A 14,978-nucleotide genomic window follows, 5' to 3' on the forward strand; every position below is an offset into this window, starting at 1 on the left:
AAATCCATCCTTACTGTGCAACTTGAGTCATTTCAAAATGAGAAAGCAGCCAACTATAATCTCCATTAGTCAATTCATCTAATTTTTTCATCTTTTCGCCGTTCAACTGATTGAAGTCATCTATTTTCGAAAAATCATCTAAGTAGACACTACTAATATTTGCAATCAGACCAACACCATCTGGGAATAACCAGTATTTCGTAAAGGAAAGATTTGTTTGTTTAATATTACCTAACTCATCTGACACCCCATGAGAAGGTGATGCATTAACAACTACACCAGTTTTCATCTCACCGATATCTTGTTGTTGAAAGAGCGACAAAAATGACCCTTTTTCTTTCATTTTTGAAAAATCTAAGCTATCCAATAAATTTCCTGATGCCTGCAAGGGAACAAAAGTCGAAATCTCGTACGGGTTATTTTTGTCGTAAAAATGAGTTTTCCCATCATTCGTGGTTTGATAACTTAGTCTTTCACCTTCACCTTGTAATAAAATGTTGACCGTATCATAGTTTTCAGCAGGCTTCACAGAATACTTATCAATATCATTTTCAATAGTGCTAAAACCATTTATTTCTAACTGGTAACCATTCCCAAAATTTAGTATATGACCATCAAATTTTAAGTTGTAAGGTTTCACTGTTTTATAATTTGGCGGATATTTTACAGTCATATTTTGTTTTAAAATTGGAACTTCTGTAAATTCATCTGATGCTTTGAGTTCATCTAATCGTTTTTGACTTTTGGCAATAATTCTCTCACTACTACGTATCACAATAATAGTTGACACATACGGAATAACTGCTGCTAAAGCAATCGAGATAATTCCTCCTAAAATAAGAATTTTTCTCTTTCGATCGTCTACCCCTTTTAACTTAGGTTTTTCAAATAATTGATCATATTTTTCATAAAACGTCACTTCTTTTTCTTCCATTACCATTCACCTCTATCCATTACTGCGTAATTTCATGTGCAATTTTGGTCTCTTCAAACTCTTCATTCATATATTGCCCATAATCTTCCAATATGTTCGCACTCAAATCAATTAAAAATCGAGTTACTTCTTCTTTATTCTGCTTGTACTCCATACTATTTAACTGCATCTCATTCATTTTGTTTGCTCGTTCCAAAGCACTCGTAAATGCTGGTAACGTCCGGTATAAAAAATCACCATACAAAATCAAATCTTTAGGTTTGACCATTAAATTACTAAAAATTTCTTTACTTGCCTGTAATGCTTGTGTCACTTCTTCCGGCATATCCTTTAATTGACTCGATGAATATTCTGCTTCGATGATTAACTTCTTTGCGTCACCCATCGTCTCTTTAAAAATTTGTAAATCACCGACACTCATTTCATTAGTTTCTTGAAATTGACGGATAGCAGTTGTTTGTGCTACTTTCAATTTGTAGCGTTTCATAATATCAAAGGCTGTTAATGCCAATGTAACAATAAGTAAAAATAACAAAATATAAAAATACATTAATATATCCTCCAACTTCTTTGCATAATGAACAAAAATCCATATGATTATTGTTATCCTATTTTTCACCTAACCAATGAAAAAAAGTTCATTGCTTTTTCATAACGTATTTGATTGTATTAGAAGTCAAAGCAAACATGGTTGCTAATATAATGACTAGTCCAAAAGTGAAAGTGCCAATTATAATATCCATAATATCATTTACCCACCATGCGGTTAACATAATACCCCATGCAAAAATAATTGACAAATGACGTATTCTTTTCAGCCAAGCTACACCGATATGTTTAACTAAAAAACTAAAAAAGTGATAAGAAATTGTCCAATAACCATACATGATTAGCACTCCTATAACAAATAAAATGGGGTGATTGTATTTAAACATAAATTTCTCCTATTCCGTATACTATTAATATAATGAAATTTCTCATACTTAATTCAACTGATCTAAATTTACTTTAGATTAAGAAACAGACACTTCTTTTTCTTTTGTTTCACTAAAAGTTGTTAACATTTTTTTGACTTGAGAAATTTGTTCTAAGAATTCTTGTTTATTTTCCCTTGATTGCATAACTTTATTTAACGGTACCATTACTTGCGCTACCAGAACAGATTCATTGAAACTCCCTTTAGCAGCTTCCATTTGATAAAATGTAGTTCTTATGGCATTGTTATCATCACCCATTTCTAGACCAATATGCCAATTTTCCCCTTCAATTTGAGTCATCCCAGTTTGGACAAATTTAGCACCATCATTTGCTAAAATATCATCCAAATCATCTTCTGACAATCTTTCACCACCCAAATTAGCAACATCTCCTGTATAGACTGGTAACATGTAGACTTCAACATAAGAATTCAAGTCATTCCTACCAATAATTTCCCAAACAGCATCTTTTTCTTTATCTTTAGTAAGAGAACTTTCCAACATCCAAGAATCTATTATTTTATATGTTTTATAACCCACTAACTCATTTTTGCCATCCAAACCTACTAATTTTTTTACACCATTATCGGAAGTTCTAAGTTCGTGCTCACTAGAATATTTATTCCACATTTTTTCGTCCTTATCAACAGCTACTTCTTTGATACTATTTAATAACTCTTTTTGATTTTTCACGGTGTTATATTTTACTTCTTTATTTTCTGTAGAAGAGCTTCTCTTATTTTCCATAGTGTTTATTGAATTTTTAGTACATCCTGAAAAAAAGATACTTACAATTAAAATACTTACAATTAAAAATTTTTTCATCGGTTACTCCATTCTTTGCCCGTTTTATAAAAATTGAAATAAACTATTCTGTTTTCCACATACCATAGACATAATGATATTTCTCATACTTAATTCAAAAGATCACTATTCAAATTAATATCTAACCTGTAGCATATAGTAGCTGTGAAAATACAAAGTTACTTCTTTGACCACTTTCGAGAAATCCAATATAAAAGTGCAATCTGCTTTTGCATGTAAAATCATCATGTTTCTTTTAATTTGACAGAATACATAAGTTATTTTTCATTTTCTAGAACTCTATTCAAAATTTTAAATTTAAATATTATTTCTTTAGAGCCTATCATAGAACCATGTTGAAATTAACAGATACTTAGTACAATAATTAAATTTCATTCTATTTATATCTCTAGTTCCTCAGCTAGTTTATTTATTATTTTTTTTGTAATAACACTTTTAATAATGCCATTCCATATAGTTGATAGTACTATCGAACATAAAAATGATAATAATATGAATTTCACGAAAAATTCAAAAAATGTTCCTTTCATATTATAAAGCCAAAACATTATCGGAATTACTACAACGCTTAAAAATAGAATAGACAAACCACTCACTAAATAGGGAGTTTTATATTTTCCAACCGCATCATTATTTTTCACCGAACGTTCATACAACTCTTCAAAATACGTATATTGATTATACTTTGCTGGAGCATCTATTACTTCCGAATACCTTCTTCTATAAAGCATAAGGTATTCAAGTATCAGAAACAATAAACCCCCTGTTAACAAAGGAGCAAACATTCCAAAACTCCCCAGCCTATCCAAAGGAGTTGCTTGCTTTTTTGTATAGTTTCCTAAGAAAACAGTGAAAGGTACAATGATAAATAGAGAAGTAAAAGGTAAAAAATAGAGAAGTTTTTTTACCTTATGATTTTGATTTTCCATATCCTGTTTAGAAAATTTTTTCCAGACAACTTTTTTTCCTAATATGTCATATTCTGCAAATATGTTAGTACCAGAGAGTTCTGATTTTCCCCAATAATCTGCTACAAACCACATTTTAGTTAAGGGTAGCACCATAATCATTTCCCTCCTTTCATTTTGGGTTTATCTGCCTCCTTTTCAATTATAACTAGCTGGTTTTTCAGCAAATATATCGACATAATAAAAAATAGGCTTCCCCCTATCAAAATCATAAGTGTAACGTAAATGGGAGTAAGCTGTTTCATCCCAGAATACGTATCTATGTTTGTTCTTAAAGGCAATGATAAAATTGTGGCCACTAATACCCCTAATATTGGTAAAGTTAGCACGAACCCTAATATCACTCCTTTTTTTGATATACTTTTTAGCAACATTACCATACCGACTATTGGTAATATCATTGGAACTAACGGAAGACCTAGACCAAATATACTAAAAAAAATGTACATCGGACCATTCCACAAGAATAGACCAATCATTGTTACTACGTAACTTAAAACATATATAAATTTCTGTTTATTTATTTCCAAGATAAGCCTACTTTCTTAATCATACTTTATTTTCTTTTTTTGATATTTTTCTACCGTATTTAACCAACGTACTGGATTATTTAACCATACTAGCAACACACTTAAAAACGGCATTACTCCAAGTAAACAGATGCCAATAATTTCAGAACCTACCTTAGTTCCAATAAAATCCCCTTGAATGTTTATCATATAAAGCATAGGAACAATGCTGATAGTTAAAAGACCTACCACAGTTGTTAAAACAAACATACTCAACTTTTTATATATCGTAACTTTTTTATTATTAAAGATATTCCATAAATCATTACTTTTAATAGCATAGCCAAATTCCTTGCTGTTAGTAGGTACTGCTTGTTCTACATTTTTGTATAAAACTTTATAAACAACTGCTGTAAGCGAGATAAATTCTAGTGTCCATAATAAACTTAAAAATAAAACTGTAGACATTGTATACCTCCCACTAAAGGAACTCCCAAACGGAGAAAGTATACTTAACTCTTTAATTAAGAATATGACGCTAACAATGACACAAATCTGTCTATAATTTTTTCTTGTCTTTTTAGTCTTTGAGCGTTTACTTTTGATAGCTTTCAGTGGTTTATTATTTTTTGTATCGTAATAAATAATTGCGTCTTTACATTCACCAATATAAATAATTTTTTTCATTAATAAATTTTTTGATCTCCTTTAAATAATTAAACATAGACCTTTTAACAAAGTTTTAATCATCTTACCTATCTAGTAAATAATCCATCAATCTATTTTCCTACAAAAACATTTGTTAGAACAACATTACTAAGATTAAGTATGTGAATCCCTAATATTTTAAGTGATTCTCCACCCATATCTCTTTTGAATTTAAGCGATAAAGAAAAAGGTAACTGGCTTAAATATCCTAATTTCACTTATTCCTTTAAAAAATATTCTATAAATGTTGTACTACCTGCTAATTATCATTTTTTGTAATTATAAAATCGTAATCTTTATAAGCAGGGGCTGCAATTGGACTCATTTTGGTTGAAACATATAGAATGAAAACTATAGCAGATACCACCATCAATAATATGCTTTCCCCTCCGTTATTTATTTTAAAATATAAATAAAGAGGTGTTCCTACCAGTACTATCATAAGTAGAAAGCCTAATCCATCTTTGAAAAAATTTCTTTTACAAATTTTATCTTTAGGCTTGTAAGTCCTCAAAGAAAAGTGGTTATTTGGTGTTACAATATGATTCGGTATTTTCTTTTTTAGTGGTTTCAAATAGATCTTACTAGACAGTAGAGTTATAAATATGGAAATAAACAACAACAGTGCTTTAATTGCTACGGAGTAACTAACCTCAAAGTTCTGAAATGTATACTTTCCTAAATTATATATTACCGCTACAAGCGACTGTGTTAAGAGTACTGCCGAAACGGAGCTCATTTTTTTATTATTTCCTGCTTCAAAATATGATACTGCTTGTTGGTCGAGCAAATAAGCATCAAAAACTACTTGTTCTGGCGACTTAGATAAGCTAAATAGAGACATATCAATAGTATTAACTAGATACACTTTCTCCTTGAAATAGAGAACCACATATCCTTGTACTGAAGAATGCTTTATGCCAAGCATATCTTATCACCAATCGAAATCGCTTTTAATCGAACCCCAATCAGACTCAATTGTATTTTCAATATCTTCAGATCTGTCTTCAATACAAAAAAATTTTCACTATATACTTCACTTCTCTCCAATTTTTTAAGTTTAATAATCAATAAAACTAATCAGATTTATCCAAATGTTCAACTAATTTTATAAAATCTAAATGATGATTTCGGTTTCCTACAATTCTGCTTGAAACTTTAAAGATAGCACTATTTCCTTTCAAATCTTTCATTGTAATAGTATATAGAAATAAATTTCTCTCAATACTTAAACTATCAAGATCCTTTTTGGAAATAACAGTAACTACTTCTTGTAATTTTCCTAGCTGATTAACAGGTAAAATCTTTACATCATTTTTGCTAACGGCTAACCATACACCTTCAACAATATAATTACGTAAATCAAGTTCATTCATTCGAGTATATAACGGCTGACTAGTTTTTAGCGTAGCATATATGATAAGCTCATCCTCATTATATATATCTAATTGCTTTAATACTGAAATGATTTCATCATGTTGTACGATTATTCCCATTTTACCACCTCTTTTACTACTTATTATTTATCACCATAGCTACTAAACAAATAACAATCATTACGAAAAACAAATGTTTATTTCTTATATTTGAAGACAGGCCGATTATTTTCTTTCCATGCGATTTCCAAGTTAAATACCCGTCTAAATAGAACTTGATAGCCTTTCCAAATACCAAAAACCGCCAATAAAATTAATACAAAAATTATCAATGATAAAAAATTATTAGCTGAGCTAAGTGTCGTAAACAAACCTAGTGAACCAATTAAAAAAATACTCAAAATTGCTGCACATGTCATTGAAAATATTAAACGAATTCTTTTTTCTTTTCTTGTAAGGTTTCTTCTTCGAATGAGATACTCTTGATCATTCTTTACAAAATCTGGAAACTGTAAACGACCTCCACGACCATTTGATATTGTTTTCCCTTCTGGTGTTGAATGATATCCTAATTTAAACGCAAGATAATATCCTGTCTCAGTTAAAATCTGCCAAATAACAAAAGTAAACAGGAAACATACTGTATATTTGCCAAAAAAATTCATATACAAAAACCACAGAATAAACTGAAAAGCACACCATAAAAATACTACAAATTTAAATTTCCATTGGCTCATTACATAAACCTCTGAGCTATCTTCCAATTAAGCTACCTCCAATAATTCATCTCTAAAATAACTTTACTTATTCTTTAGTTTCTACTTACACCCTCTGTTGGTTCAATCAAAATAACGGTATAAGTTAATAAATAATATACTTAGCATCCTTTGCCATCATCTCTTATATGAGTAACCCAACTTACTTATTTCTAAATTTGATTCTAAGCTAGTAAATAAACCCTTGCCCTTATTTTTCAGATGCTGCTTATAATAGATGCAGAGAATAACCTTTTCATTTTCAAAATCATGCTTTATTTTTATATTGCCTGTTGTCTTTGATAGACCATCAGAAAATCTAGAAGGTTTCTCTTTTCGAATAACTTCTTTAATTGAAAAAAATTTTTGATAGTTATCTATAGCATATTGATTTGTAACAGTTATACCAATTACATCATGATCTGAAAAACTTTTTGGCACAAGAATAAAATCATCAAAAATTGTCACTATTTCTGTCCAAGGAATAAAAATAGTTTTCCGTGAATAATTTCTTCTAACGCCTTCAGGAGATATTTCAATCACTGGTTTCCCCCTCATGAATAAATTTAATAAAAAATTACCATAATAGTTCTCATTTTGAATTTTAAAAATTTTCCTATTTTTCGCTTCTCCCATGACGCAAGTTCTCCTTTTCTAATGATATATATAATGCACTTTACTAAACTTTTTTCATAAATCCTAAAAAAAATAGTAATTCCATACATTCTATTTAAGATATTTTTTCAAACTATTTATTATCAACGGAACAATGAATGCTAAATGTACAGAAAGTGGGAACCAAAAGAGCAGTACACTAAATCTATTCATTTCAGATATCTCTATTGGAGATAAAATTTTAATTAGTAATAAATACATGGAAAAGTACAGAAAATAACGAATTATATTTACCCAGCGATTACGAATAGACAATAAATTAGATATACTCATTAGCAAAACAATGAATGTAATCCCCAAAAAGAATGGTAAACTATCCGTAAGTATCACTTCTAACTTCCAACCAATAAAAACTAACAGCATAGGAAAAAGTGCAGTAACAATCACAATTAAACTACTAAACCAACTTTTTTTGAATACAAAATATATACTCTTAAATAAAGATAGGATATATTTCTTCATTTTATTCAATACAGTAACTTCTGGAATTATTGGCGTTGATTTTTTAGTTACTTCATGCCGAATAAGTAGCGTTTGGAGGACTGTTAAGCAAAGATACAATCCTATACCTAAAATAACAGATAGTATTTTTAGGTATATATTCGCTTCTCGATATGAAACTCCTCCTTCATCTAAATAAATAATTGGCTCTGCCTTTAAAATCAAAATAGTCCATATGCTAAGAAATCCCACACCTATTTTTGATATAAATGTAGTAGGTTTCCAAAAAATAAGTAAACTTAAATAAGGACATAAAAAATAGAGAAGATAGAGTCCAAAGCTAAGTAAAGCCAACCAAAAGAACCCTCCATTTAAAAGATAAAACTGAACTGCTTGGCTAACCACGACTGTTATTAAACCAACTGTAATAAGAACACCTATATTTCGACGATTTGCATTTAACCATGAAACTTTTATTTCTTTTAAAACGTAAGATAACACTATTTCAATCCCTAGCTGAATAAGCCCAACTACAAATGGAATTAGAATAGGTAATATACGTAATAAAAGATGAATAACCAGAAATTTAACAAACATTTCTGGACTCCTTTCTCAATTCAAACGATACTATATCTATTAAATTTTCCTAACATAATCGCTACCTATACACTACCAATATTATTCACTGATTTATCAGATCATATAAGTTTGATTTACTATGAACTCTGTTTGATGTTAAATACTGTTCTTGTTCATTTTTAACTTTTTTTCCTATTTTATGCTAGGCTTCAACCAAATTGAAAGCCTTCTCTCCATAATCCACCTCTAACTGCTGGTTTCATTCTCAGCAGACATTACATTAAATCCGGGTTATCCAACTTGTCTTCTAAAAGAATATCTAGAGAATCCACTCTTTTTGTAAATAAAGGACTCCTCCAAATATTGCTTCGCTTGATTCTCAATAGTGAGAACAAATTCAATTTCTTTCCAATTTAAAACATCAATATTTCCTAACATATCGACTATATTTCTACATTTAGTATCGATTAGTAATAGCTTAGGAAATTGATAGTTAAATGTTTCTGTGGCTAAATCCTTCAATATCAATTTTGCAGAACCTTGTAAATATTGGAAGTATTCTGCAATGATTTTCCAATCATTCAAATTAATAGATTCGATGTTCCCTAGTGCTTTAGATAATATTTCTATAATATTTAATTCCCATAGTGGCCTTTTAGGAAATGAATTGTCAATTAAATATATGAATGATAATTTATCATTTTCATTTTGTAACTCTATTGTTTCTTCTAAAAATGTCTGTTTGTATTCACTTTGTATAAGTTCAAGAATCATCTCAGCATCACAAATAGAGCCAACATCTTCAAAGCAATAAAAGAAAAATAGTCGTAATTGTTCATCAATGACATTGAGTTTAGCTACTACTTCAGTAAGTGGCATCCTACAAACATCTTTAATAATTGATTCAGCTTCAGATTTTTTCCTGCTAAAATATTCTAAAAGATTTTTATTCATTGTTCTATTTTCAATATCTTGTAACTCAAAATCCCAGTAATACTTTGCGTTCATTAAATCCCTCCAAGTATATTTTTCATATTAACGATTGTACTCGTTCTGTTATCCTAAATGTTAATGAAATCACAAATTTTTTTTTAATATTTTTTAATGACGTAAAATAATCAATAATTTTTCCAGTTAATTCCTTATACGATTTTTCACCAACAATTAGAATTCGATATGTTAATTAATTCAGAAAAAAATCTAGACAACATAAAAATATTTACATAAACTTGACTCATAATCAGTGAAAAATGAATGATACTTTCACATGAATACAACATTTGGATTATGATATGCTTTTTTGATTCTTTTGTTGAACAATTTTTTTGCTACTGTTGATACTATTCGAGAAATATTATCTGCGATAAATACCGTGCGTGGAAAGTGTACATTTCATCTTTAGAATAATTGCCAAAAGAGGAGTGTTCCTCAATAAGGGTACACTCCTTAAATTTTTTCTATTTATGTGCGAGAAGATTATATACGAAATGATCAGCCGAATTCTATCCAAAACTGGTATATACTGACTCCTCGATATTTTGAAATGAAAAAAGTTAACAGGGTTACTGTTAAATAAGCTTTTGAGTCTTTAATCTATTACAAATAACCACCTATTCTAAGGACTTTTCAAAATCATATTTTGAATAAGTTTTCTCTTTAGTAACACTCCTTCCTTTTTTATTATTATTTATTTCTAATAATTTATTTCCACTTAGTGATTTTATTTTCCAAAATTTTAGTCTTCTTTAAGTGAGCAAATAGCGGATCCAAGCCAACAGAAAAGTTTACGATATTCAAATCATCAATAAACTGTATCCCCTTAATTTTATTTCTTTCATTCAACACTGGTTTTCCTTTAGACACATTAGCAAAATAAAAATGTGCTGTCCATTTTATGTCATCAAAAATTAAAACGTTACTATAAACTTCTTCAAGATTTGAAATTTCTAACGCTGTTTCTTCTTTCACCTCACGAATAGCACAATCTATTGGGCTTTCCCACGCCTCTTGCTTGCCTCCTGGTAGATTCCAGCCCCCTTTTCTATCTCTTAACACAAGTATGTCTCCTGAATCATCTTTAATAAATACTCTAGAAAAACATTTTTTCATTTAATCATTCCTTTCTCTTTTCTCTAACAGCTTTTCCTACTTATTGAGATAGCAATTTAAAAACATTCTTAGTAATACTTTGCGTTCATTAAATCCCTCCAAGTATATTTTTCATATTAACGATTGTACTTGTTCTGCTATCTTTAATGTTAATGAAATTACAATTTTTTTATTATTATTTTTTAATGACGTAAAATAATCAATAATTTTTCCAGTTAATTCCTTATACGATTTTTCACCAACAATTAGAATCCGATTTGTTAATTAATTTAGAAAAAAATTCTAGATAGCATAAAATTGACTCACGATCAGTGGAAAATGAATGATACTTTCACATAAATACAACTTAATACAACATATGGATTATGATACGCTTTTTTTGATTCTTTTGTTGAACAATTTTTTTCTACTGTTGATACTATTCGAGAAATGTTATCTGCGATAAATACCGTGCGCGGAAAGTGATCATTCCATCTTTAGAATAATTTCCAAAAAAAGAGTGTTACTCAATAAATTTTAAGTCATTTATTGCATCTTTTAAATAAGGATGGAGAACAACAACATCTGATAAAGCCCATTTAATATATACCCTACAGGCTGCGTCTAAAGACTCCTTAAGATTAACAGTTAACTCGTTTAGATATGGTGGAGTATAGCCTCTGTCCCACTTTATTTTATCCGCAAGGTATACTACTTTATCCAATTCAGATGCATTCTTCTTTAAAGTTGTATGGCACCCTATAGCACATAGAACATCACAATCTTTTACATAAAAAAACTCCTTTGCAATCCAAACAGACTGTTTTTGATGAAGCAACATAGGCAACTGCTTTTCTTCAGGATAAATTTGTTCTCCTAACTTCTTGTGTATTTCTATTCGTTCACCGTTAGGAATCACAGCACTTATATCATGCAACAAACCAGCGATATATGCTTTCTTTGTAGATACTTTATAAATTTCAGCTATTTTTTTTGCTTCATTGGCAACTTCAAAAGAATGAACAGCAATTTGTGGCATGTCATAATATTGAAAGAATTCTTGGACCTGAATATCTAAACTAGTAGATGAAAAGTCAATATTATATTCTTCAATTTGTTTCATTCTGCAACACTCCTGACTTCTAAAATGAATTAAAAATACACAAAAAATTTCAAGGCGCTATTCTTTATCTTTTTATTCTTCTTATAATTTATTTGTTATAACTAATTTTTTTAATTTTTAAAACACTATCATCTCTAATCATCCTAATATTAAGACTAAAGAATTTAAAACTATTTTATCATAAAAAAATTACAAATCTATTTTATGATAACGTTTAACTATAGTATTCCATATCCTAAAATATAGGGAGTATTCATTTCATAATTTCTTTTTGCAATAATATCTCCAGAATTTCCTTCAATGGTATGGACAGTGTTATTTTCAAACTTCTCCACAATCCCCACATGATCACTAACCCCATCACCATCCCAATCAAAGAAAACAATTGCCCCACTTTTTGGCTCAACACCTCTGTCTTGCCACTGATTATTCGCTTTAAAATTATTTATTCCAGTGGGACAATAAGCAAATCGCTCCATCTTTACATTCGCTTTTTCTGCTACATATGAAACAAACGTTGCACACCATTCTACACGACTATTAAAGCCATACCAACGCCAATATTTTTCGCCACCTTCATGTATACCTTCCGACAATTCGTTTAATGCTCCTTTGGCAAGCGCAGAATTTCCACCACTACTATTGTTGTCAGAGGTTGAAGAAATATACTGCTTCACAATTTGACTATAAAACATGTTGCCATACGCATAGCGATAATCATAGCCCAAGCTAATTGCTACTGGATTTTTGTAGGTAATGGTCTGTCCATTTGCCTGACTCTTGGAAAACTGAATAGCACTCTCTAGTGAGTAGCTTTTACCAGAATGACTCAAAAAGTCACCTCCAAAATTGTAAGCCTGTACAATGTTTAAAATCTCATACTCTCGATGCCCTTTCCACATATTCGCAAAGTATTTTACCCCGACTTCTATTGATTCATCGGGATCTGTTATGGAATTCGGTGGTCTTCCTTGGCTTTCACTACACTGCATAATATCGGGATATTTTTCAGAATTCCCACCTGACTCTACCATGATAATTCCTAATAGATAAGGCACCGCTTCGGATATCTCATTTTTAACCGCTTCTTTTGTTACTTTTTCTTTCCAACGAAGCACCACTTCTGGAAGATTTTGTTCCTCTTCCGTACCAGTAACATTAGTCGATGAACTTGCGCCCCCAATCAGTAAAATGAAGATAAAAAAGAACCCTAGTAAAGGCATACTCTTAAATAGCTTCATAGGCTGATTCCTCAATAGTTTCTATTTCCTCATAGGTTTCTTGTCTGAGTTCACCCATTTCTTTTGCTAATTCTTTGGCTTCTTCTAGTTCTACAGGTATTGGTTGATGCTGGGGTTCAGAAGTAAAACGAGGTGTTTCCATTTGATCGTCACTATTCTCTTCATTTTGGTATACCAGCTGCTGTTCATCTTGCTCAGAAACAGCTTGCTGTTGACGGAAACTATCATCCATTTCTTCTACTGTTAGGATTGTTTCTTGCTCTTCACTTGGCGATATTGACACCGTATCCAATTCGGATTCGCTGTAAGAAAGCACCTCATCTTCGCTATCAAGATTACTTGATTCTTCTGTCTTAACTGAGTCGTTCACTGATTCAGTTGTAGGTTTTGCTGCTTCTGTATCGAATGAAACTGATCCAGGAGAGGAAGCTTCATTTCCAGCTTGAACCAATAGATTATCCTTGAAATCATTCTGTTGATAGGCACGATCTAACTCTACCCCAGAACGAAGATAATCATTTTCTGCGGTTTGGGTCTTATAAGCTTGCTCAGCCAATCGATTCTGGTGATCTTCTCGTTGTTCTCTCTTTTGTTGTCGTTTACTAGTTGGACTTTTAGGAAAAGTAAAATCTCGTAACTCTGTTTTCCCTTTTGTCAGAGAACGAACAATCTGTCCTTTATTTTTCCAGATAAATAGACCCAATAAAACTTTGACAAATAGCCCCACTAACATAGTAACAATATTTGTGACGACAAAGAAAGAATCCAATAGATTGATAGTAGAAAAAAGTAACCCAAAGCCAAAGCCTATCCCAACTTTTGAGGCAAACAACGTCCCCAGCATCATAAAGCCATTTTTTATTAAATGGTGCATATTGGGAATTAGTGCTAAAAATAGTAGGGATGGAAAGAGAAAAACAATCCCGTAAATCAACAGCTGAATCAAAATGTTGGCAACACCTATTAGTAACACTGCAACCCCTATCACAAGTAACATCACAAAAGTATTCAGTAATACAGCGACTTTTTCTGTCATACGATCCGAAGTCAGGTAAGAATTTTTTTCGGAATCTTGCTTGATTTTTTTCTCAATTTCTTTCGTTTTTTCTTTGTCAAAAGAATCTCCTTTTTTGACTAAATATAGCTCAAATTGTTTCTTTGTAATATCTGTTTTTCCAAAATTGAGTAATGCATATGGCTTAATGATAAATTCATCAAAAATCAGGTTACGAATATTACTCGTGCCATCTAGCTGCTGCCCACCACCAACCAGTTTTTCTGTTGTGCTTTGATTACTGCTGTTTAGGCTACCGCTCGTTAAATCTACTAGTTGCCCTTGAACGTTCTGTGAAATCGTATTAACCTCTTGGACTTTGGCTGCACCATCTGAAAAAAACACCAAGCTCCCAGCATAAATCAATGTAAAGATACCAAAACGAATCAAAGCTTTTGTAATTCCTTTTTCAAAGAAGTCCTTCACTGATATGACAATCACAAAAGTAAAAAGTAAGATCCCTAACACGCTAAACAGCTGATTATAGATAGAACTAGCTGTAGAGAATAAATCTGGCAATACTCCCTCCAAAAGATTTAAACTAAATAATTGTTCAATGACATAATCAAGCGCAAGAACCACATACTTAATCAGTCCGAAGGCAAGGTTAATTAAGGCGTTTAGAACACCTTGCAAATTCTCATTAATACTAAACCAGCCTCCCTTTTCAAAGAAAGACTGGAAGGAATCAATATCGAAGACATCTTTTAACAATAGGCTCACTC

16 protein-coding genes are annotated in these 14,978 nt (G+C 30.8%); all 16 read right to left on the reverse strand.

The window, feature by feature from the left end; translation table 11 throughout:
• Nucleotides 1-10 precede the first annotated feature (10 nt).
• The gene (locus IGL42_RS07640) at nucleotides 11-934 is read right to left on the reverse strand and encodes a hypothetical protein (protein WP_228070338.1); all 924 of its coding nucleotides are present in this window, start codon (nucleotides 932-934) and stop codon (nucleotides 11-13) included.
• Between the two features lie 19 nt (nucleotides 935-953).
• Nucleotides 954-1,553 carry a 5-bromo-4-chloroindolyl phosphate hydrolysis family protein gene (locus IGL42_RS07645; RefSeq protein WP_104671140.1) on the reverse strand — a complete coding sequence of 200 codons (600 nt, stop codon included), beginning with the start codon at nucleotides 1,551-1,553 and terminating at the stop codon, nucleotides 954-956.
• A gap of 19 nt (nucleotides 1,554-1,572) precedes the next feature.
• Complete coding sequence (locus IGL42_RS07650; protein WP_104842594.1) at nucleotides 1,573-1,821, reverse strand: hypothetical protein; 249 nt, start codon at nucleotides 1,819-1,821, stop codon at nucleotides 1,573-1,575.
• A gap of 126 nt (nucleotides 1,822-1,947) precedes the next feature.
• A complete protein-coding gene (locus IGL42_RS07655; RefSeq protein ID WP_104671138.1) occupies nucleotides 1,948-2,736 on the reverse strand; it encodes a hypothetical protein in 789 nt (262 codons plus the stop codon).
• Nucleotides 2,737-3,116: 380 nt separating this feature from the next.
• Entirely contained in the window at nucleotides 3,117-3,800 is a 684-nt protein-coding gene (locus IGL42_RS07660; RefSeq protein WP_104671137.1) for a hypothetical protein, read from the reverse strand.
• 449 nt (nucleotides 3,801-4,249) lie between these two features.
• Nucleotides 4,250-4,681, reverse strand: coding sequence for a hypothetical protein (locus IGL42_RS07665; protein WP_159157008.1), 432 nt, complete (start codon nucleotides 4,679-4,681; stop codon nucleotides 4,250-4,252).
• 499 nt (nucleotides 4,682-5,180) lie between these two features.
• Nucleotides 5,181-5,849, reverse strand: coding sequence for a hypothetical protein (locus IGL42_RS07670; RefSeq protein ID WP_016626523.1), 669 nt, complete (start codon nucleotides 5,847-5,849; stop codon nucleotides 5,181-5,183).
• A 148-nt stretch (nucleotides 5,850-5,997) separates the two neighbouring features.
• On the reverse strand, nucleotides 5,998-6,417 hold the full coding sequence (locus IGL42_RS07675; protein WP_104671134.1) for a hypothetical protein: 420 nt from the start codon (nucleotides 6,415-6,417) through the stop codon (nucleotides 5,998-6,000).
• Between the two features lie 77 nt (nucleotides 6,418-6,494).
• A complete protein-coding gene (locus tag IGL42_RS07680; RefSeq protein WP_025193774.1) occupies nucleotides 6,495-7,061 on the reverse strand; it encodes a hypothetical protein in 567 nt (188 codons plus the stop codon).
• 129 nt (nucleotides 7,062-7,190) lie between these two features.
• Complete coding sequence (locus IGL42_RS07685) at nucleotides 7,191-7,688, reverse strand: hypothetical protein (protein WP_104671133.1); 498 nt, start codon at nucleotides 7,686-7,688, stop codon at nucleotides 7,191-7,193.
• A gap of 90 nt (nucleotides 7,689-7,778) precedes the next feature.
• Nucleotides 7,779-8,765 (reverse strand): hypothetical protein, encoded by a 987-nt coding sequence (locus IGL42_RS07690; RefSeq protein ID WP_104671132.1) that lies wholly within the window; start codon nucleotides 8,763-8,765, stop codon nucleotides 7,779-7,781.
• A 273-nt stretch (nucleotides 8,766-9,038) separates the two neighbouring features.
• The gene (locus IGL42_RS07695; RefSeq protein ID WP_104671131.1) at nucleotides 9,039-9,755 is read right to left on the reverse strand and encodes a DUF7006 family protein; all 717 of its coding nucleotides are present in this window, start codon (nucleotides 9,753-9,755) and stop codon (nucleotides 9,039-9,041) included.
• A 693-nt stretch (nucleotides 9,756-10,448) separates the two neighbouring features.
• Nucleotides 10,449-10,856, reverse strand: coding sequence for an NUDIX hydrolase (locus IGL42_RS07700; RefSeq protein WP_104671130.1), 408 nt, complete (start codon nucleotides 10,854-10,856; stop codon nucleotides 10,449-10,451).
• A gap of 502 nt (nucleotides 10,857-11,358) precedes the next feature.
• Nucleotides 11,359-11,958, reverse strand: a complete 600-nt coding sequence (yqeK, locus tag IGL42_RS07705) for a bis(5'-nucleosyl)-tetraphosphatase (symmetrical) YqeK (RefSeq protein WP_104671129.1) — start codon at nucleotides 11,956-11,958, stop codon at nucleotides 11,359-11,361.
• A gap of 218 nt (nucleotides 11,959-12,176) precedes the next feature.
• Nucleotides 12,177-13,199, reverse strand: coding sequence for a lysozyme family protein (locus IGL42_RS07710; RefSeq protein ID WP_104842593.1), 1,023 nt, complete (start codon nucleotides 13,197-13,199; stop codon nucleotides 12,177-12,179).
• Nucleotides 13,186-14,976, reverse strand: a complete 1,791-nt coding sequence (locus IGL42_RS07715) for a CD3337/EF1877 family mobilome membrane protein (protein ID WP_104671127.1) — start codon at nucleotides 14,974-14,976, stop codon at nucleotides 13,186-13,188. The genes IGL42_RS07710 and IGL42_RS07715 overlap by 14 nt, the downstream gene beginning before the upstream one ends.
• Nucleotides 14,977-14,978 lie beyond the last annotated feature (2 nt).

Source organism: Enterococcus sp. DIV0712, from assembly GCF_050554855.1.
Taxonomy (GTDB): domain Bacteria; phylum Bacillota; class Bacilli; order Lactobacillales; family Enterococcaceae; genus Enterococcus; species Enterococcus faecalis.

Bases quoted from the DNA above. Each gene is read 5' to 3' on its own strand.
- IGL42_RS07640 (WP_228070338.1), bottom strand. From the start codon at position 934: ATGGAAGAAAAAGAAGTGACGTTTTATGAAAAATATGATCAATTATTT.
- IGL42_RS07650 (WP_104842594.1), bottom strand. From the start codon at position 1,821: ATGTATGGTTATTGGACAATTTCTTATCACTTTTTTAGTTTTTTAGTT.
- IGL42_RS07655 (WP_104671138.1), bottom strand. From the start codon at position 2,736: ATGAAAAAATTTTTAATTGTAAGTATTTTAATTGTAAGTATCTTTTTT.
- IGL42_RS07660 (WP_104671137.1), bottom strand. From the start codon at position 3,800: ATGGTGCTACCCTTAACTAAAATGTGGTTTGTAGCAGATTATTGGGGA.
- IGL42_RS07665 (WP_159157008.1), bottom strand. From the start codon at position 4,681: ATGTCTACAGTTTTATTTTTAAGTTTATTATGGACACTAGAATTTATC.
- IGL42_RS07670 (WP_016626523.1), bottom strand. From the start codon at position 5,849: ATGCTTGGCATAAAGCATTCTTCAGTACAAGGATATGTGGTTCTCTAT.
- IGL42_RS07675 (WP_104671134.1), bottom strand. From the start codon at position 6,417: ATGGGAATAATCGTACAACATGATGAAATCATTTCAGTATTAAAGCAA.
- IGL42_RS07685 (WP_104671133.1), bottom strand. From the start codon at position 7,688: ATGGGAGAAGCGAAAAATAGGAAAATTTTTAAAATTCAAAATGAGAAC.
- IGL42_RS07690 (WP_104671132.1), bottom strand. From the start codon at position 8,765: ATGTTTGTTAAATTTCTGGTTATTCATCTTTTATTACGTATATTACCT.
- IGL42_RS07695 (WP_104671131.1), bottom strand. From the start codon at position 9,755: ATGAACGCAAAGTATTACTGGGATTTTGAGTTACAAGATATTGAAAAT.
- IGL42_RS07700 (WP_104671130.1), bottom strand. From the start codon at position 10,856: ATGAAAAAATGTTTTTCTAGAGTATTTATTAAAGATGATTCAGGAGAC.
- yqeK (WP_104671129.1), bottom strand. From the start codon at position 11,958: ATGAAACAAATTGAAGAATATAATATTGACTTTTCATCTACTAGTTTA.
- IGL42_RS07710 (WP_104842593.1), bottom strand. From the start codon at position 13,199: ATGAAGCTATTTAAGAGTATGCCTTTACTAGGGTTCTTTTTTATCTTC.